Origin of the sequence: Dactylosporangium sp. CA-233914 (assembly GCF_050942935.1) — a bacterium.
Lineage (GTDB): Bacteria > Actinomycetota > Actinomycetes > Mycobacteriales > Micromonosporaceae > Dactylosporangium.
Genome location: NZ_CP192030.1, coordinates 6,310,014 through 6,327,787, shown reverse-complemented (window position 1 = coordinate 6,327,787; position 17,774 = coordinate 6,310,014). Strand labels below are relative to the sequence as shown.

Below are 17,774 nucleotides of genomic sequence, written 5' to 3'. Positions count from 1 at the left end.
ACCCAACCGCGCTCGTTCCAACCACCTTCGTGCGGCACCGGCGGGGCGGCGCGCCGCGCGCCGGGACGGATCGGCGTGTGTCAGCCCCGCCGGCCGCCCATCACGTAAACGACCACGCCGGCGGCGGCCACGACGGCGCCGATCACCGCCCACGGCAGCGGCCGGCGGGCCCGCGCGGGCAGGTGCGTGTCGCGTACGGTGTCGCACACCGACGTCGCCGCGGCGGTGGCGTGCCGCTTCGCACCGTCCGTCACCACCACGACGCGCTGTCTGGCGTCGCCCGCCACCATCGCGACGCGCTGCCTGGCGTCGCCGGCCGTCTGCTTCGCCCGGCTCTTCACGTCGGTCCTTGCCGCCAGCCGCCCGGCGGTCTCGGCGAGGTCCGAGCGGGTCCGGGCGATCTCCTCGCGCAGCCGGTCCGGGTCCTCCGGCGTGCCCCGCGTACGCATGCCTGCCGTCCTTCCCGGATCGCGGCCTGCACCGCGTCCACGCCGGCGTCGGCCATGACGGCCACCTGCTTCGGTCGCCGGAGGGATTCCCCTACCACTCGCAATCAAACCGCTCAATCGGTATGAACCCGCGGCCGAGCCGCGCCACTCACCCGCTGGGTGAGCCAGGGGGGTGGACGGCGGGTCGGCCGGGCTGACGTGCGGTGGTTCGGGTAGACCCGGCGCATGGGCCGGCTGCGGCGCCTGGGCCGGATCGGCTGGGCGGTGATCGGGATGATCGGCGGCGCGGCCGCGGCCGCGGTGGCGATCGGGGTGCTCGCACCGCTGGTGATGCCCCTGCTGATGATGGTGGTCATCGCCGTCACGGCGCAGCCGCTCGTCGTCCGGCTGCGCCGGCTCGGATTGCCACCCGGGCCCGCCGCGCTGCTCGGCGCGCTGGTGGTGCCGCTGTGCCTGGCGATCGTCGGCGGGCTGCTGGCGTGGGTACTCGTGACGCAGGCAGCGCAGTGGCAGCCGGTCCTGGCCGCGGCGGGCCGCCGGGTGCACGACGCGATCGGCGCGGACCCGGTGCGGACGATCCTGAGCTCGGCGTCGTTGCGCACGGCGCTGCTCGGCGCCGCCGCCGCGCTGGCCAACAGCGCGCTCGTCGTCGCACAGGTGGCGATCGGCCTGCTCGCCGGCACGTACCTGCTGTTCTACCTGCTGCGCGACGGCCCGCGCTCGGTCGCGGCGATCGAGCGGCGGATACCGGCCCGGGTCGACCCCGGGCACCAGTTCGTGCCGCGGGCGGCGGTCCAGATGCGGCGGTACATCCTCGGCACGACCGTCGTGGCGGCCATGGACGCGGCCGTCATCACCGCCGGCGCGGCCGTGCTGCGGGTGCCCTTCCTGCTGACGATCGCCGCCGTCACGTTCGTCACCGCCTTCGTGCCGTACCTCGGCGCCTGGATCGCGGCGCTCTTCGCCGTCCTGCTGGCCCTCGGCTCGGGCGGGCCGACCGCGGCCGCGTGGATGACCTTGATCGTCCTCATCACGCAGAACGTCCTCGAGGGCATCCTGCGGCCGGTCGTGTTCGGCCGCGCGCTGAAGCTGCACCCGGTGGCGGTGCTGGTGGCGACGATCGTCGGCGCGGCGCTGGGCGGCCTGTTCGGGGTGTTCCTCGCCCCGCCCCTGGCCGCGATCGCCCGCTCGTGGTGGTCGGCGCGCCGCGCCGACCACCACGCGGATCAGCCGCCGCCCGGGCCGCCGTAGCCCGTCAGGCGGGATGCCGGGCCACGTTGCTGTCCGCGCCGAGCAGCGCGGACTTGGCCCGTTCGTACTCCGAGTCGTTCAGCACACCCCGCCGCCGCAGGTCGGCGAGCTTGGTCAGCTCGTCGGCCGGGCTCGGCGACGCCGGCGCGCCGGCCACCTCGCGCACGTACTGCCGCAGCTGCGCCTCCTGCTGCCGGGCCCGCTGCGCCGCCCGCTCGTTCATCGAGCGGCCCCGCGCGATCAGGTAGGTCAGCGCCCCGATCCACGGCAGCACGATCAGGAACAGCGTCCACGCTGCCTTGCCCCACCCGGACATCGACGGATCCCGGAACAGATCGGTCAGAATGTTGACCATCAGCCAGATCCAGGCGAACACGAGCATGAACCACACGGTCGAGAGGAGGATCTCGCCGATCGAAATGTCCATTGTGGACCTCCCAGGATCACTCCGTTGTCTATCCCACCGGCGCGGCCGCGGTTCGCCGCGCCTGCACGGCGATCGCGATCTCCGCCGCACCGAGCGCCACCGCGCTGATGCCGGTCAGCAGCACCGCCGCCCACAGCGACAGGCCGGGCCACGACACGAACACCACCCCGACCACGATCGCCACCACACCCAGCACCAGCAACCACACCCGCGGCCGGCCCGCCGCGAGCAGTCCCAGCAGCACCGCGGCCAACCCGATGAGCAGCCACGCCAGCCCGATCAGCACCGGCACTGTCACCAGCCCGGCCGTCGCGGAGCTCAGACACACGACGCCGAGCGCGCTCAGCAGGACCCCGAACAGCCCGTCGATCACCTGCCGCACCGACGCCCGGCGGCTCCCGGAGCCGCCGGACCTGGCCCGGAAGGCGCCGGAGACCCTCATCACCCCGATGACCAGCAGCCACACGCCCGCCAGCACCGCGAGCAACCGCAGCGTGGCGTGCGGCCATACGAGCACGGCGGCGCCGAACAGTACGGTGGCCGCGCCGACGCTCACCATCCGCCAGAACGGGAGCTCCACGGCGCACCTCCCCCACGCCCTCAACGTGGACCCGGCCCACCCCGCTGTCATCCCCCGCGCGGAGTGAAATGCCGCGGGAGCGGTCTACCGGGAGATGCCGAGCGTGGCGATCAGGTCCTCGTGCAGCTCGAACCAGACCCGGTGGCAGGAGTCGACCTCGACGCCGGTGATCCACGCCGGGTCGCGCCCGGCCCGGGCCAGCGCGGCCGCGAACCGGTCGTGGTAGCCGGCGAACCGGTCCAGCCCGGCGGACAGGGGCCGCTCGAGCTCGCGCAGCTCGGCGGCGAGGACGGCGAGCCGGTCGAGGGTGTCGCCGGCGCCGGCCGGGTCCAGCTGCCAGGCGGTGAACAGCTGCGACGCCCGGGCGTTGAGGGGCCGGAAGCGGTCGTGGACGGCATCGACGGTGCCGCGGGCCCCTGCGCGGTCGAGCTCGTCGCGCAGCTGGGCCTCGTTGTGCCGGCGCCCGGCGTCGGTGAGCGACCACCCGTCCAGCCCGGCGAAGCAGGCCCGGCTGACCTGGCCGTACGCCTGCGCGTCGAGCAGGTGCTCGCCGGTCTCGCCGGGGTCGAGGCCGAACCGGGCGGCGACGGCGCCGGTGGCGGCGAAGCCCTTGAGCCGCACCGCGTGCAGCACCAGCAGCCCCGTCGGGGACGAACGGTCCATCAGGCGGATCCTCCGGTGACGGTGCCGGCGGTGCCGTCGACGATGACGGATACGCCGTCGGTGAGGCTGGTCATCGCCGCGCCGGCGCCGGCGACGGCGGGGATGCCGTACTCCCGCGCGACGATCGCCGCGTGGCTGAGGACGCCGCCGGTCTCGGTGACCACGGCGGCGGCCAGGCGGAACAGCGGGGTCCAGGCCGGGTCGGTGGTCCGGCAGACGAGGACGTCGCCGGGCCGGACCCGGGCGAACTCGTCGACGCCGCGGACCAGGCGGACCGGCCCGCACGCCCGGCCGGGGCTGCTGGGCACGCCGGTGACCAGCGGGCGAGCGCCGCCGTCGGCGCCGGCCGCCGAAGTGGCCACGGCGGTGATCGGGCGGGACTGCAGCAGCCAGATCCGCCCGTCGCGGACCGCCCACTCGACGTCCTGGGCATGGCCGGCGACTTCCTCGCAGCGCCGGCCGAGTGCGACGAGCCGGGGCACCTCCTCGGGCGGCACGCACACGCGGGCCCGGTCGGCCGCCGGGACGCCCGAGCGGACCAGGCCGTCCGCGCCGAGGTCGAGCCGGGTCTGCTTGGCCCCGGCGGTGACCCGGACGGTGCCGGCCACGACGATCTCGTCGGGCACGACCGCGCCGGAGACGACGGACTCGCCGAGGCCCCAGGACGCGTTGATGACCACGGCCGGGGTGCCGTCGCGGGGGTCGCGGGTGAACAGCACCCCCGCGTGGTCGGCCTCGATCAGCTCCTGCACGATCACCGGCACCGCGGCCTCCGTGCCGAGGCCGAGCCGCTCCCGGTAGGCGCGGGCCCGCCCGGTGCCCGCCGACGCGGCGCAGCGGCGGATCGCGGCCAGGACGTCGTCGAGGCCCCGGGCGCCGAGCACGGTGTCCAACTGGCCGGCGAAGGACGCCGCCGCGGAGTCCTCGGCCCGGCCCGACGAGCGCACGGCGAACGCCCGGCCGCGCAGCCGGTCGGCGACCTGCCGCGGGTCGACCGCCGGGTCGGTGACCACGAACCCGTCCGGGACGGGCAGGCCGGCGCGCAGCATGACGGCGAGCCCGTGCGCCTTGCCGCCGCACTCGGGGCCGGCGTCGGCGAGCGGGACGATGCTCACGCGAGCCGGCCCAGGACGCGCTCGTGGCGCTGCTGGGCGGCCTGGGCCGTGCGCAGGCCCAGCGGCCGGGCCAGCTGGGCCCAGGTGAGGCCCTCGGCGCGGGCGGCGAACAGCAGCCCGGCCTCGAGCTGGTCGAGCTCGGCGCGGGCGGCGGCCAGCAGCGTGATCGCGGCGATCAGGTCGTCGGGCAGCTCCAGCGCGCCGCGGTCGGTGCCGGCCCGCCACAGCGCCTGGCGGATCAGCGTGACCGCGTCGTGCGGCTGCCCGTCGGCCAGCCACGGCAGCCGCGGCAGGTCGTTGCCGCCGCGCGCGCTCAGCCGGTCCCGCGCCCGCCGCTCGAGGTCGCCCGCGGCCTGGTCGTCCATGCCTTCGTACACGGTCATCAGCGTGGCCTTCAACAACTTGTTTGTCAACAACCTGTTGATGCCGCGTGCCGAAATCGGGTTGTGTGCGGATGAGCTGGGTGGGTAGCGGATTCCTACGCGCCCCGCAACCCCGCCGGGCGCCCGGGCGAAGGGATGAACGACATGTCCGAGACACACACCCCGGCCGACAACATCGTGTACGACCTCGTCAGCATCCAGTACCACGCCCTGAAGGGCGGCCAGGTGTGCGAGAAGTTCGCCGCCGACGCCGAGGGCCACGACGACGTCCGCGCGTTCATCGAGCAGGTCCGCCAGCAGGACGCCGAGCGCGCCGTACGCGCCCACGAACTGCTCGGCAAGCTCACCGCCAAGCACGGCGCCTTCACCTGACCGCGCCGGCGGCGACCTCCAGCGCCCCGCGATCCGTTGGCGACGCCCGCGGCGGCGCTACGGTGCTGACCGCGGCGGGCAGGGGCACCTGCCGAGCCGCGTCGATCATGGCCGGGCCGGTCCTCGCCGGGGTCGAGCCGCGCCGCACCTGACCCATCCGCCGTCGCCGGAGCAGCTGGAGGAGGCCCGGCGGCGGCCGGGTTCGAGCCGAGCTCATGGACGATCCGTGCTCCGGCGTCGCCGCCGGCCTGGAGGTCCCGGGCGCGGCCGGCGCGAGCCGCGGCGCCGAATGATCGTTCCCGCGGTCGCGGGCGGCGGCGGGCTGCCGTAGGCTCGCCGCTCGTGACCGTTGATTTCGCAGCTGAAACCTCCGGCGGCAGCACCGCCGAGACCCCCTTCGAGGCCGCCGACGAGCCGGCCGCCGCCCCGGCGGCCATCTACACCGCGTACTTCTCGGCCGTCGACGAGCTGGTCGAGCACATGCGCGCCGCGGACGTGCTCAACCTCGGCTTCCGGGTCGAGTCCTACCTGGTGACGCCCGAGGACGCGCCGGAGACCACCCAGGTCGAGTTCGAGTTCACGCTGCTCAGCGAGGTTCCCGTCCGCGACGAGGAACGCGACTGACGTTTCCGCAGCTCAATGCCGAGGTAGCCGGATCGGCATGCTTGTCGCCGTCGTCGGGCAGCTCGCCCGGGACCTCGTGCTCGTCATGGACGGGCCGTCCGGCGAGGGCGGCTCAGGTCGCGTACGGCAGCGGCGCGAGCCGCTCGGCGGCACGGGCGCCGACCAGGCCGTCGCGCTCGCGCGGCCGGCGCCGGTGGCGGTGGCCGGCGACGACCCGGTCGGCGACGCAGGGAGCAGGCCCGCGCCGACGGCATCGACGTGTCCGCCGTCGTGCGCCGCCCCGGCACGGAGACCGGGCTCATCGTCGAGGTGTTCGCGGGGTGCAACCACTGGCGCTACCTCGAGCACCTCCCCGGACCGGTCCTGCTGAGCGCCGCGGCCGCCGCTGCCGGTCCCCGGTCCGCACGGCTCGGGACGCCCTGCGGCATGACCGGGTGGGACCGCAACGCCGGTGCCAGGGTACGGATCGCGCTGCGGCCCGCCGCCACGAGCAGGCGTGGCCCGCGACGGACACGGCGGCATCCGGACGCCCCTGCACCGGCTCCGGTCCCCGTCCCGGCGAGTTCCGGCTGCTGCCGGTCGAGCCGGCATCGACGGTGCGCACCCGGCGGCCTGGTGGACGGGCACGGCGATGTGACACAAACGGTGGGACGTGCCGGCCCGTCAGGGAGGAACCGTGACGACAGCGGACGAACGGCCCCGAGTTCGCTACACCAAGCAAGGACCCGTCGCGACGATCATCATGGACCGCCCGCACGTGTTGAACGCGATGGACGTGCGGATGCACCACGAGCTGGCCGCCGCCTGGGATGACGTCGAGCGCGACGAGGAGGTCCTGGTGGCGGTGCTGACCGGCACCGGCGGCCGCGCGTTCTCGGTCGGGCAGGATCTCAAGGAGACGGCTCGCTTGGGCCGTGCCGGGAACCGCGCGCCGAGCAGCTTCGGCAGCCGCGGCCGACCCGGCTGGCCGCGGCTGACGGAGCGGTTCGAGCTCAGCAAGCCCGTGGTGGCACAGGTCGACGGCTTTGCGCTCGGCGGCGGGTTCGAGCTGGCGCTGGCGTGCGACATCATCGTCGCGTCCGACCGGTCGGTGTTCGGGCTGCCGGAGGCCCGGCTCGGGCTCATCGCCGGTGCCGGTGGCGTGTTCCGGCTGACCCGCCAGGCGCCGTACCGGGCCGCCATCGGCTACCTGATGACCGGCCGGCGCATGAGCGCGGCCCGCGCCTATGAGCTCGGGCTGGTCAATGAGGTGGTCGCCGCCGGCGAGCTGGCATCGTGCGTCTCCGGCTGGGTGAGCGACATCCTGCGCTGCGCTCCGCTGTCGGTCCGGGCGATCAAGCAGGTCGCCGCCGCGTCGGCCACGCTGCCGCTGGCGGAGGCGTTCGCCGCCGACTACGAGTGGGAGCGCCGGCGGATGTACAGCACGGACGCCGTCGAGGGTCCGCGCGCGTTCGCCGAGGGCCGCCCGCCACGCTGGCTCGGACGATGAGCCGGAGCCGTCCGCCCGTCCGCCCGCCCGGTGATCATGGCCGCGCCGGGCGCAGATGCGCGCTCAGCACGCCCCAGAGGGTACCGATCGTCTCGAACGTGTCCGTGGTGAGCGTCTCGTCGGGCAGGTCGATGCCGAGTGCCTCCTCGATGTGTACGACCAGCTGCACCAGCTGCAGCGAGTCGGTCAGCCCGAACGCCGCCAACCGGTCGTTCGGGCGCAGCGGCAGCGTGGCCGCGGGCAGTGCGGCGACGATCGCCCGTTCGAACCGGTCGAAGTCCGAGTCGGCCATGGCGGGGCTCCTTTCAGGCGGATGGCGCTTCTGCGGGGGGCCGGTCCGTCAGCTCAGCCCGGTCGACCTTGCCGTTCTCGGTCAGCGGCAACGCGGCGACGACGTCGATCCGGGCCGGGATCATCGCTGCGGGCAGCGCCTGCCGCAGCCGCGCCTCGACCGAGGGACGTACCGCGTCCGGGCCGGCCGCGCTCTCGACGAACAGGCGGAGCAGCGGCACACCGTCGGGCCGGCCCACCACCGCGACCGCGGCGCGAACGCCCTCGACCCCGGCGGCAACCGTCTCGATCTCGCCGAGCTCGACCCGGTGACCGTTGATCTTGACCTGAGTGTCGGTCCGGCGCCGGAACTCCAGCTCGCCGTCGACGAAGCGCCCGACATCGCCGGTGGCGTACATGCGCGCGCCGGGCTCGGCGGCGAACGGATCGGGTTGGAACCGCTCGGCGGTGAGGCCGGGCCGGCCGCGGTAGCCGACGGCGACCGCGGGCCCGCCGATGTACACCTCGCCCTCGGTGTCCGGTGGCACCCGGCGCAGGTCCTCGTCAAGCAGGTAGACACGGGCGTGACCGAGGGCCCGGCCGATGCGCACGACGCCCGGCCGGACCGGCCACGCGGTAGCCCAGATTGTGGCCTCGGTCGGCCCGTACACGTTGAGGGCGGCTGCCGGCAGCTCGCCGAGCCGGTCGGCCAGCGCCTGCGGCAGCACGTCACCGCCGCACAACAGCGTCTGATCGGCGGTGAATCGCGCGCCGGCGTCGAGCAGCAGCCGCAGTCCGACCGGGGTCGCCTGCACCAGTGACGGATGGACGTCGTTCACCAGCCGGGCCATGCGCCGGGCGCTCAGCACACCGGTCTCGGGAGCCACGACGCAGGTGCCGCCGCTCGTCAGCGGCAGCAGGAACTCAAGGGTCGCGATGTCGAACGACAGCCGGGTGCTGAACAGTGTGGAACGCGTCGCGCCGACCGGTAGCAGGGCCGCCATCGCGGCGAGGCACGCCAGGACGTTGCGATGTGTCACCTCCACGCCCTTGGGAACCCCCGTTGATCCCGAGGTGTACATCACGTAGGCGACGTCGTCCGCACCGGTCCGCAGTGTCGAGCGATCCGCCGGGCCGTTCAGCAGCGCGCCCGGGGCCAGCACAGGGGCGCCCGCGGGCGCCAGGGCCCGGCTGTGCCACGGATCGGCGACGACCGCCTCGACCCGCGCGTCGCGGACCATGAAGCCGAGCCGAGCGCGCGGGTAGCGCGGGTCGAGTGGCACATAGGCGGCGCCGATCCCCAGCAGGGCCAGGAGCACGGCCGGTAGGTCAGGGCCGCGATCGACGCTCACCCCAACCGTGCCGCCGCGTCGCACGCCCCGGCGGCGCAATCCGAACCGGATGCGCGCAACCGCGTCGGCGAGCTCCGCGTACGTCACCTGCGCCGCACCGCTCAAGACCGCGACCCGGCCCGGGTTCGCGGCGGCCACGGCGGCAAACCGGGCCGCCACCGAGCCGTGGCCGCGGCCGCGGCCGACGCGAGTGGGTGCCGGCGGGGCGGCCGGTGCCATCGGCTCAGTGGAGGGCCCGCTCATGACGCCGGCCCGGCGAACAGACCCTCGATCGCCGCCTGCGCGCGCAGTGCCTCGTGCAGCGACGCCGCGGCAAGGCAGTAGCGCACGGTTCCGTTGTCGCTGTTGTACGGCGTCACCACAACGGCGCCGAGCCGGCTGTCCGGCGAGTACGCCAGGCCGGCCTCCGTCAGCGCGGCGAGCGCGCCGGCGAATGACGGCACCCGCCAGCCGTCGCGGTCGAACAGCACGCGGTCCCGGCTGTATCCCGGCCCGATCACCCGCTCGCCGAAGACCGCGTACACCGGCGTCGAGCCGGTGATGCGCCCGTTGTACTCCGTGAACAGCAGCCGGCCGGCGGCGGTGAGGATGGCATCGGCGCTGAGCCTGCCCCGGTAGCCCATCGCCTGCAGCGGTTCGCACAGCGCGCGGCCGCCCTCGACCAGCGCCTCGACGACGTGCTCGGCGACGTCCGGGGCCGGGATGATCTCCGCGGCGGCGAGCGGCGCGGAGAGCAGCTCCCCCTGCCCGCCGAAGTCGACGCCCTTGTCGGTGACCGCGAATTCGGCGAACAGCGCCCGGCTGCCGGGATGGTACTGCTCGACGACCACCGGCGACTGCCCGTTGCTGGTAAGCCAGGCCCATCGGCGGGCGACGTACACCTCCAGCTCACCACGGTCCCGGACCACCACGACGTGCTGGGCGCCGACCGGCGTCCGGCCGCTCTCGCGGCTGAGGATCTCGTTGCCGCGGCCGCCCGCCCTGAACTCGTGCTTGAGGATCACGGGCTGATCGTCGCCGAGCAGCGCGTCCACCGTCTCGACCAACTGCGCCGGGTCGGTGCTGACGCCGCCCGCGGGGACGGGCACCCCCGTTCCCGCGGCGATGGCCCGGAAGGCGGCCTTGCTGTTCACCAGCCGGCCGCCGGCCTGGCTGAGGAAACCGAACCCGGACAGCGCCTGTACGGCCCCCAGCGCCCGTGCCAGCACGGCGACGGACACGTCGGGATGCAGGCTGATGATGGCGTCCGGAGGCTCACCGGCCAGGGCATCGCGCAGCCGGGCGAGCAGCTGCGGCGCGGCGAGCCGGTCGGCGGTGAGCACCCCGACGCCGAGACTGCCGGGCGGGGGCACCACGATCCGCAGCGTCTCCCGGGCCGTCCCGGTCACCCCGGTCACATGCCGCAGGAACGCCTCGTCGGGTGCGACCGCCATCACCAGGACGTCGTGGTCCTCGGCGAACCATACGAGCCGCTGGGTCCACCACGCATCCTTCTTCCGTTTGGCGTCAACGAGCCCGGCTCGGTCCTCGTTGAACTCGTTGCCGATCAGGATTCTGGCCATGCTCAGGCCCCTCCCTGCGCAGGTCGGCGAAGTGGGCGTGGACAGCCGCCAGCCATCCCGCCGGGTCGTCCTCGTGCGGCGCGTGCCCCGCCCCCGGCACGATCCGCACGACGGTGCGGGGCATCGTCCGTTCCAGATGCCCGGCCCGTGAGCGCGCCGCAGGATCGTCACCGCAGATCACCGACGTCGCGACGTCCAATGCGCGCAGTGCGTCGTCCATGGCCGGCAGGCTCTCCAGCGCGGCGGTCAGTCCGGCGAAGGCGGCCGGGTCCATCCGGGCGACGCTGTCGCGCAAGCGCCGGCGGCGCGCGGGCGAGCGGGGCCGCGGGGCGAAGTCGGCGATCCGGTCGAGCAGGGCGGCGATGCCCGCCATGCCCTCGGTGCCGGCCCGGGCGAGGAGTCGATCGGCCACCGCCCGGGGCAGGTCGCCCGGGGCTCGCGTGACCGGCTCAACCAAGATGAGCGAGCGCACCAGTTCCGGGCGGCGCAGCGTGAACCGCAGGGCCACCGTCCCGCCGAGCGAGTGGCCGGCCAGGTCCACCCGGGTCATCCCCCGCGCCTGGAGCAGCCCGGCGAGATCGGCGCCCAGCGCGTCGAGCGTGTAGGCATCGGCCCGGCCGAGGTGCGGACTGTCGCCGTGGCCACGATGGTCGTAGGCGAGGACCACCCGGTCGGCGGCCAGTGCCGGCAGGACCTCACGCCACACCGCCCGGCTGTTGGCCAGGCCGTGCAGCAGCACGAGCGGCGGCCCGCCCCGCCCGTGCTGCTCGAAGGCCGGCTCGACGCGCCCGGAGAGCGAGCTCATCCCACGGTGCCCACGACGAGTCCGTGCTCGTACGGCAGGCCGGGGTACGCCTTCACGGTCGTCGCGCCCGCCTCCGACAGCCAGCGCTCGTAGTCGGCCACCGGGTGGGCGAGTCCACCGACGGCGACGAGGACGTTGAGGTACAACGAGAGCCGCGCCGCGAGCAGGCCACCGTCCTCGTCGTCCGGCGCGGTCATCCCATAGGCGAAGATCCGCCCGCCGGGTGGCAGCGCCCGGACCGCCTTGCTCAGCAGTCCTACGCTGCGCTGCTCGTCAAACGGTTCGAGCACATGACTGAACAGCACGGCGTCGACGTCGCCGGGAAACTCGTCGCGGAACAGATCGCCCGGATGCAGCCGGATCCGGGCGGCCAGATCCTCCGGCACGACCAGCTCGGCCCGCTCGGCGACCGCCGGCATGTCGAAGATGGTGACCCTCGCGCCGGGGAAGCGGCGCGCGAAGCTGATCGCGGTGGTGCCATCGCCGCCGCCGACGTCCAGCAGATGGCCCACGGTCGACAACTCCGGGTGATCCAGCAGGCCGGCGACGAAGAGGTGCGTAAAGGGCGCGATCGAGTCGTGGTACGCGGCGACCAGGGCCGGGTCGTGCGCGAGCCGGGCGTACAGCGTCTCACCGGGGCCGTCGTAGGCCTCCAGCGCGACGTTGCGGCCCTCGCGCAGCGCCTCGGTGGCGCGCGGGAAGGCCGGGTACTGGAAGCGACGCCAGCCGATCAGCGTCTCCCGCCAGCTGTGGGGCCGATCGGCGGCCAGGGCATCATCGGCGAAGGCCGAGTTGCGGTAGCGGCCGTCCTGTTTGGACACCAGCTCGGTCGCGGTCAGGCCCAGCAGCAGCACCCGCAGCGAGTGCGGCCGCAGCGCGGTGAATCGTTCCAGGTCCTCGAAGCCGGCATCCGGGTGCTCCCGCAGGTACTCGAAGACGTTCAGCTCCAGGCCGGCCACGATGGCGTTGAAGAGCGCCGGCCCGTTGACGATGAGCTGGAACCGTTCGTAGACACGGTCCTTCGATGATTCGGTCATGTGAGATCGCGCCCTTCACTCAAGGCGGTCGGCACGGTCGGCCGCGGCATGCCGCGCCCTCGGGAGTACGGCCCGTCACCGCATCCTGACAGAGCCCGCCCGCGGTGTCATCGGCGTCCAAGACCGGCGATGAACCGCCCGCCGGCAGCGATTTCCTTGCATACCTTGACCTTCTCGCCCTGACCGATGGGATTGGCATAGCCTGCGCTGAGCGCCGGTAGCCGGACGAGCCCGCGCTCTGTTCACCGCCGTGCCACCGCCAGGCGGGCACGAGGACATCCACGTCTCACAGGTTCGCCGCACCGCGGCGCGGTCCCGGCATGCGCCGGCGCGCCCGCATGCCGGCCAGGGAGGACTCGATGGACTTCACCAACCGCAGCGCCGCCAGATCCACCGTGTACCTGGTCCAGCAGGGCGTCTGGGACATGCCGCTGGAGTCAATGCCGCTGGCCGCGGGTTACCTCAAGGCCACCGCCCTGGCGGACGAACGCATCCGGGCCGGCACCGACATCGCCATCCACAACTTCCGCGGCGGCGTCACGCACGTCGCGATGGCCAACGCCATGTTCACCCAGGGCGCGCCCGACGTCCTCGCGTTCTCGGTGATGGGCTGGAACATGCGGTCGTTCGGCTCGCTCGCCGCCACCTTCAAGCAGCTCAATCCGCAGGGCTGGGTGGTGTTCGGCGGAACGCACGTCGCCAACCAGGCCGAGCGGGTCTTTCGGTTGTTCCCCGAGGTCGACATCGTGGTCAACGGCGAGGGCGAGTTCACGTTCCGCGACATCCTGCTGGCCCGGCTCGCCGGCGCCGGCCCGCACCGGCTGCACGACGTCGCCGGTCTGTCGTTCCGGGACGCGTCCGGCGAACTGGTGACCACACCGGAGCGGGAACGCATCAACGACCTGGACGAGATCCCGTCGCCGTTCCTGACCGGGGCTCTGGAGCTCACCGACGCCGACGGCAACTTCCGCTACGACGTGGCGCTGATGGAGACCAACCGGGGCTGCCCGTACAAGTGCGCGTTCTGCTATTGGGGCGGAGCGGTCGGGCAGAAGGTCCGGGCCTTCTCCATCGACCGCCTGCGCGCGGAGCTGGAGATCTTCGGGCGGCTCAAGGTGCACACCGTCGTGGCCTGCGACGCCAATTTCGGCCTGTTGCCCGGTGACGTCGCGTTCGTCGAGGCACTCATCGAGACCCGCGAACGGCTGGGATTCCCACGCGCGCTGGAGACCTCCTGGGCGAAAAACAAGTCCAAGACCTTCTACCGCATCGTGAAGATGATGAAGGACGCCGGCATGCGCAGCTCGTTCACGCTGGCGTTGCAGACGCTCAGCGACACGGCGCTGGAGAACATGCACCGGCGCAACATGAAGGTGAACGAGTGGGAGGACCTGGCCGCGTGGCTGGACCGGGAGGGTCTGGACTGCTACGCGGAGCTGATCTGGGGCGCTCCCGGCGAGACGGTGGCCTCGTTCATGGACGGCTATGACCGGCTGGCCCGGCGAGTCTCGCGCATCGCGGTCTATCCGATGCTGCTGCTGCCCAACACCGAGTACATGGACAAGAAGGAGCAGTTCGGGATCAGGTCCGTGCGGGGCGACAGCGACGACTTCGAGTACGTCCTGGCCCACGACAGCATTACGTTCGCCGAGAACCAGCAGATGCAGCGTTTCCTGTTCTGGGCCCGGGTGGTCGCGGAGAACGCGGTGCTGCGCCACACCTGGCTCCCGCTGCGCCTGCTGGGCGAGGTGACCCAGTCGCAGGCTCTGCTGAACCTCGACCGCTGGATCGCCGAGGTCGACGACCCGGCCGCGGCGCCGCTGCGGGCGTACGTCGGCGCCGCGGCCGGCGGGACCGACGCGTACGGCGCGGCGATCACCTACTTCTACACCGAGCCCGAGGCCAAACGCCTGCTGCGGCGCTGGTGGACGGAGTCGGTGCGGCCCCTGGTGCCGGCGGCGGCCGCCCCGCTGCTCGACGAGGTCTTCCGCTACGACCTGCTCACCCAACCCGCGTATCGGCCGGCCGAGTCCGGTGACCCGCTGCCGATCGTGACGGTGGGCGGCGAGGAGTACTACGTGCGTGACGGCGTCCAGCTCGCCTACGACGTGCCCGGCATCGTGGCCCGGCTGCGCAAGGACCTCGCCGTAAGCCCGGCACCGTCGCCGCGAACGCTGGATCTGTACTACCGCACCGGGTCCGACTCGGCGGTGACCTCCACCAACCACGAGATCGTCATGCATTTCATGGGTCTCACGCGGCAGGACATCGAGCCGGAACCGATGAACGTCACGACGGAGCCGCCGCCGCAGGGCGGTTCGGGCGGGCACCTGCCGATCCTGCCGATCATTGCGACATCGTAGAACGGCGCTGCCGGGCACGTTCCCGCTCCTCCAGCCGGCTGTGCACGTCGGCGCTGTACAGCCGCTCGGCCTGGAGCACCGCGAACTCGGCGAGATACCGGCGGAGCAGATCCGGGGGCTCCTCGGCCACGCGCAGCATGCGGCGGTTCGCACCCACCGCCGGCGCGTCGAGCAGCCGGGCCGCCGATGCCACCGCGCCGTCCATGGCATCGGCGGGCACGACCTCGTCGCACAGTAGCGCGGCGGCCGGCTCCGTGGCCGCGATCCGGCGCCCGGCCAGCAGCAGCTGCCGGGCGAGCCGCCCGCCGACGGCCCGGGTCAGCCGGAGGTTGGCCGCCCCGGGCACGATGCCCTCCTGCGCGGCGGGCAGACTGAAGTAGGCGTCGTCCGCGGCGACGACCCGGTCGAAGACCAGCAGCAGCTGCATTCCCCCGCCGATGGCGAAGCCGTCCACCGCCGCCAGCCACGGCTTCTCCGCCGTCCCGCCCCCGTCGGTCAGCGCGCCGTGCAGAATCTTGCACACGTACGTGAGCTCGCGCCGTAGCAGGAACCCGACGAGTGAGATCCGGCCCGCTCGCAGGGCGGTGAGGTTGAGACCGGCGCTGAACACCCGGCGCCCGCGGTAGCGCGGATGGCGCATCACGCCCCCGCGCAGGACGCCGACCCGGCTGAGCGGGTCCGTGAGGACCAGGTCGACCGCGGTCTCCATGTCGTCGGCCAGCTGCTCGTCCTCGGCGTTCAGGCAGCCCTCGTTGTGGATCGTCAGGTGCGCGATGCCGTCGGCGCGCGCGACGGTGACGGTGCTCAGATCGGCGACGCCGGTGGCGCGGAAGCCCTCGATCAGCTCGACCGCCCGCGGGCACGGGGCCCGCATGGTGGCGATGAGGTGCTCGCCCGCCGCAGGACTGCCGAGGATCGCGCCGAAGAACCCGCCGAGGTCGACCTCCCAGCCGTCGCGCTCCGACAACGGCAGGGAGCGCTCGGCCGCCAGCGCCGGCGCGGCGGGGACCACGCCCGGGAGGTGCCGTTGCGCGGCGGCGACCAGCTCCGGCAGCCGCAGGCGGCGCGTGCGCCCGTCGGTGAGCCGGTCGTAGACCGCCTCGGCGTGCCGGTCGAGGAACCGCCGCCGCGCCGCGCGCAGTTCGGCGACGGCCGCCTCCGCCGCCCGGCGCTCACCGTCGCTACGCAACCGCCGGGCGGGCAGCGCCGCCACGAGCCCCTCCAGGTCGGCCGCCAACGCCCGCAACCGCACGGCGCCGGTCACCGGTCGCCCGCCCCGGCGCGCAGCCGCCGCAGTTCGCGGTCGCAGGCCGCCAAGTGGGTGCCCAGGGCCTCGTCGGGCCCGACGTCAAGGGCCTCGTGCAGCAGCGCGCGCCGCACGGCGAGCTCGGCGCCGTTCGTACGCCCCAACCAGACCACCGCCACCGTCACCGCATCGTCCAGATCGGCGGCGACCTCGTCGACGAGACCGTCCCGCAGTGCCTGAGCCGCCGTGAGATCGCTTCCCCACAGCACGATCTGGCGCGCCCGGGCGAGCCCGACCTGCCGGGCGAGCCGGTACACCGCCATCCCCGGCCACATCTGACCGTCGTTCACGGGCAACAGCAGCCGCAGATCGCCGGTGCACAGCCGGTAGTCGGCCGTGAGCAGCAGATCCAGGGCCGGGCCGGCGCAGTTACCGCCGGCCGCCGCGAGCGTCACGGCGGCGCACCGTTCCAGGCGGCGCAGCGCACGCTCCCAGCGGTTGACGTCCTGCACGCCGACCGGGCCAGGCCACGCGCGCCCGTCCGGGCCCGTCGTGGCCAGCCGCAGCACGAGGACCGGCGCAGCGGGATGCCGCTCGGCCCGCCGGCACAGGCCGTTCACCGCCGCCGTGAGGTCGGGCAGGGTCTGCGCACCCGTCAGGTCGAGCCGCAGGTCGAGCACGCCGGACAGTTCGTCCGCCCGTGGACCGGTATCCATGATGTCTCCTTCGCTGCGACGCCGGATCGCGCCGCCGTCATCGGCGGGTCTCAGAGCGTCTGCTGACGCGGGAATACGATCCCGGCCGCCGAGTCGATGACCACTTCTTCGCCGTACGGCACCGTCCACGTCGGACTGAGATGGCTGATGTCGGCGTTGACGACCACCGGGTACGCGGCCTGCGGAACCAGCTCGTCGAGCAGGTCCCCGACGGTGGCCGCCCACCGCAGGGGGGCGATGCGCGGATGCGGGCCGACGATCATGCCCGCCAGTCCGCCCAGGTCGGTGCGGTCCGCCAGGCGTCGCAGGGAACGCTGCGGATCCGGCCCGTTGAACGCGTTGTGCCAGAACAGCACCGCCGATGACAGCCGCAGCCCGAAGTCGGCGATGAGGTCCGGCAGCAGGGTGATCTCACCGCCGAGCAGCGGCCCCCGGGCCCGGCCCGGCACGAGCCAGGTCCAGCCGCCGGCAACGCCCCGATACCGCGGCGGCGTGTCCGCCGTCTCCGTGTACCAGTTGACCCGCTCTCCGGTCCGGCTCGCCACGGGCGTGCACACCAGCGGGCGGGCGCTGTCCAGGGCCTCGGCGAGACCTCGCGAGGTCTCCGGAAACGCGCCAGGCGCATCGCCCAGCGACGGGATCAGGGCGCAGCCGTACAGCGAGCCGAGCCCGGCCGCCGATGCCAGGAACTGGTTGAGGAACACGTTGTCGCAGAAGCCGACGAAGGGCTTGGGATTCCTCGCGAACACCTCGGGTTCGAGATGTTCGACGATGTCGCGGCTGAAGGCGCCGGCGTCGGCGGCCAGGACGAAGTCCACGCCGGGGTCCGCGAAGGCCTCGGTGAGGTCCGCAGCCCGGCGGCGCGGGTCGCCGGCGCGCGTGCCGTCGTCGGGGAGCTCACGCGCGTGGCGGCCGTACGTGACGGTGAATCCGAGGGCGTGCAGTGCATCCTCGCCATGGCGTGCGCGACGGGGCAGATCGACGACGCTCGGCCCGGTGGGGCTCACGATCCGCACGGCCGCCCCGGCGCGGACCGGCCCGGGGATGACGAGTGCCCGTTCGGCGGTCAT

20 protein-coding genes are annotated in these 17,774 nt (G+C 73.7%); 5 read left to right on the top strand and 15 right to left on the bottom strand.

Going from position 1 to position 17,774, the window contains the following annotated elements; genetic code table 11:
• Positions 1–80: 80 nt before the first annotated feature.
• On the bottom strand, positions 81–449 hold the full coding sequence (locus tag ACQPY0_RS28255) for a DUF3618 domain-containing protein (protein ID WP_432994482.1): 369 nt from the start codon (positions 447–449) through the stop codon (positions 81–83).
• A 225-nt stretch (positions 450–674) separates the two neighbouring features.
• On the opposite strand from ACQPY0_RS28255, the gene ACQPY0_RS28250 reads away from it, so the two are divergent.
• A complete protein-coding gene (locus ACQPY0_RS28250) occupies positions 675–1,700 on the top strand; it encodes an AI-2E family transporter (protein WP_432994480.1) in 1,026 nt (341 codons plus the stop codon).
• Between the two features lie 4 nt (positions 1,701–1,704).
• Here ACQPY0_RS28250 and ACQPY0_RS28245 read toward each other — a convergent pair whose 3' ends face one another.
• From ACQPY0_RS28245 to ACQPY0_RS28225, 5 genes are all read right to left on the bottom strand, one after another.
• A complete protein-coding gene (locus ACQPY0_RS28245) occupies positions 1,705–2,127 on the bottom strand; it encodes an SHOCT domain-containing protein (RefSeq protein WP_432994478.1) in 423 nt (140 codons plus the stop codon).
• A 28-nt stretch (positions 2,128–2,155) separates the two neighbouring features.
• A complete protein-coding gene (locus ACQPY0_RS28240) occupies positions 2,156–2,707 on the bottom strand; it encodes a DUF308 domain-containing protein (protein WP_432994476.1) in 552 nt (183 codons plus the stop codon).
• Between the two features lie 84 nt (positions 2,708–2,791).
• Entirely contained in the window at positions 2,792–3,370 is a 579-nt protein-coding gene (locus ACQPY0_RS28235; protein ID WP_432994474.1) for a transcriptional regulator, read from the bottom strand.
• Positions 3,370–4,485, bottom strand: a complete 1,116-nt coding sequence (locus ACQPY0_RS28230) for a PEP/pyruvate-binding domain-containing protein (protein ID WP_432994472.1) — start codon at positions 4,483–4,485, stop codon at positions 3,370–3,372. The genes ACQPY0_RS28235 and ACQPY0_RS28230 overlap by 1 nt, the downstream gene beginning before the upstream one ends.
• Positions 4,482–4,868 carry a DNA-binding protein gene (locus ACQPY0_RS28225; protein ID WP_432994470.1) on the bottom strand — a complete coding sequence of 129 codons (387 nt, stop codon included), beginning with the start codon at positions 4,866–4,868 and terminating at the stop codon, positions 4,482–4,484. The genes ACQPY0_RS28230 and ACQPY0_RS28225 overlap by 4 nt, the downstream gene beginning before the upstream one ends.
• Before the next feature lie 144 nt (positions 4,869–5,012).
• On the opposite strand from ACQPY0_RS28225, the gene ACQPY0_RS28220 reads away from it, so the two are divergent.
• On the top strand, positions 5,013–5,240 hold the full coding sequence (locus ACQPY0_RS28220; RefSeq protein ID WP_432994468.1) for a hypothetical protein: 228 nt from the start codon (positions 5,013–5,015) through the stop codon (positions 5,238–5,240).
• On the opposite strand, the gene ACQPY0_RS28215 is transcribed toward ACQPY0_RS28220, so the two are convergent.
• Positions 5,233–5,457 carry a hypothetical protein gene (locus tag ACQPY0_RS28215; protein WP_432994466.1) on the bottom strand — a complete coding sequence of 75 codons (225 nt, stop codon included), beginning with the start codon at positions 5,455–5,457 and terminating at the stop codon, positions 5,233–5,235. The two genes, ACQPY0_RS28220 and ACQPY0_RS28215, sit on opposite strands and share 8 nt — an antisense overlap.
• A gap of 125 nt (positions 5,458–5,582) precedes the next feature.
• Between ACQPY0_RS28215 and ACQPY0_RS28210 the strand changes: the two genes are divergently transcribed.
• Positions 5,583–5,864, top strand: coding sequence for a hypothetical protein (locus tag ACQPY0_RS28210; protein ID WP_432994464.1), 282 nt, complete (start codon positions 5,583–5,585; stop codon positions 5,862–5,864).
• Between the two features lie 676 nt (positions 5,865–6,540).
• Positions 6,541–7,353, top strand: a complete 813-nt coding sequence (gene dpgD, locus ACQPY0_RS28205; protein ID WP_432994462.1) for an enoyl-CoA-hydratase DpgD — start codon at positions 6,541–6,543, stop codon at positions 7,351–7,353.
• Positions 7,354–7,387: 34 nt separating this feature from the next.
• Here dpgD and ACQPY0_RS28200 read toward each other — a convergent pair whose 3' ends face one another.
• The 5 genes from ACQPY0_RS28200 to ACQPY0_RS28180 are packed head-to-tail and all read right to left on the bottom strand — an operon-like array spanning position 7,388 to position 12,379.
• Positions 7,388–7,645: a phosphopantetheine-binding protein gene (locus ACQPY0_RS28200; protein WP_432994460.1), complete on the bottom strand. Its 258-nt coding sequence runs from the start codon at positions 7,643–7,645 to the stop codon at positions 7,388–7,390.
• A gap of 13 nt (positions 7,646–7,658) precedes the next feature.
• Positions 7,659–9,194 carry an amino acid adenylation domain-containing protein gene (locus ACQPY0_RS28195; protein ID WP_432994458.1) on the bottom strand — a complete coding sequence of 512 codons (1,536 nt, stop codon included), beginning with the start codon at positions 9,192–9,194 and terminating at the stop codon, positions 7,659–7,661.
• A gap of 20 nt (positions 9,195–9,214) precedes the next feature.
• Positions 9,215–10,537 carry a peptide ligase PGM1-related protein gene (locus ACQPY0_RS28190; protein WP_432994456.1) on the bottom strand — a complete coding sequence of 441 codons (1,323 nt, stop codon included), beginning with the start codon at positions 10,535–10,537 and terminating at the stop codon, positions 9,215–9,217.
• Entirely contained in the window at positions 10,482–11,342 is an 861-nt protein-coding gene (locus ACQPY0_RS28185; protein ID WP_432994454.1) for an alpha/beta fold hydrolase, read from the bottom strand. The genes ACQPY0_RS28190 and ACQPY0_RS28185 overlap by 56 nt, the downstream gene beginning before the upstream one ends.
• Positions 11,339–12,379, bottom strand: coding sequence for a methyltransferase (locus ACQPY0_RS28180; protein ID WP_432994452.1), 1,041 nt, complete (start codon positions 12,377–12,379; stop codon positions 11,339–11,341). Before ACQPY0_RS28180 ends, ACQPY0_RS28185 begins: the two co-directional genes overlap by 4 nt.
• A 359-nt stretch (positions 12,380–12,738) precedes the next feature.
• Between ACQPY0_RS28180 and ACQPY0_RS28175 the strand changes: the two genes are divergently transcribed.
• Positions 12,739–14,742, top strand: coding sequence for a KedN5 family methylcobalamin-dependent radical SAM C-methyltransferase (locus ACQPY0_RS28175; protein ID WP_432994450.1), 2,004 nt, complete (start codon positions 12,739–12,741; stop codon positions 14,740–14,742).
• Here ACQPY0_RS28175 and dpgC read toward each other — a convergent pair.
• Genes dpgC through ACQPY0_RS28160 form a run of 3 tightly spaced genes read right to left on the bottom strand, consistent with a single transcriptional unit; the run spans position 14,726 to position 17,774 of the window.
• Entirely contained in the window at positions 14,726–16,006 is a 1,281-nt protein-coding gene (dpgC, locus tag ACQPY0_RS28170) for a (3,5-dihydroxyphenyl)acetyl-CoA 1,2-dioxygenase DpgC (RefSeq protein ID WP_432994448.1), read from the bottom strand. The two genes, ACQPY0_RS28175 and dpgC, sit on opposite strands and share 17 nt — an antisense overlap.
• Positions 16,003–16,704, bottom strand: coding sequence for an enoyl-CoA-hydratase DpgB (gene dpgB / locus ACQPY0_RS28165; RefSeq protein ID WP_432994446.1), 702 nt, complete (start codon positions 16,702–16,704; stop codon positions 16,003–16,005). The genes dpgC and dpgB overlap by 4 nt, the downstream gene beginning before the upstream one ends.
• Before the next feature lie 50 nt (positions 16,705–16,754).
• Positions 16,755–17,774: an LD-carboxypeptidase gene (locus ACQPY0_RS28160; protein ID WP_432994444.1), complete on the bottom strand. Its 1,020-nt coding sequence runs from the start codon at positions 17,772–17,774 to the stop codon at positions 16,755–16,757.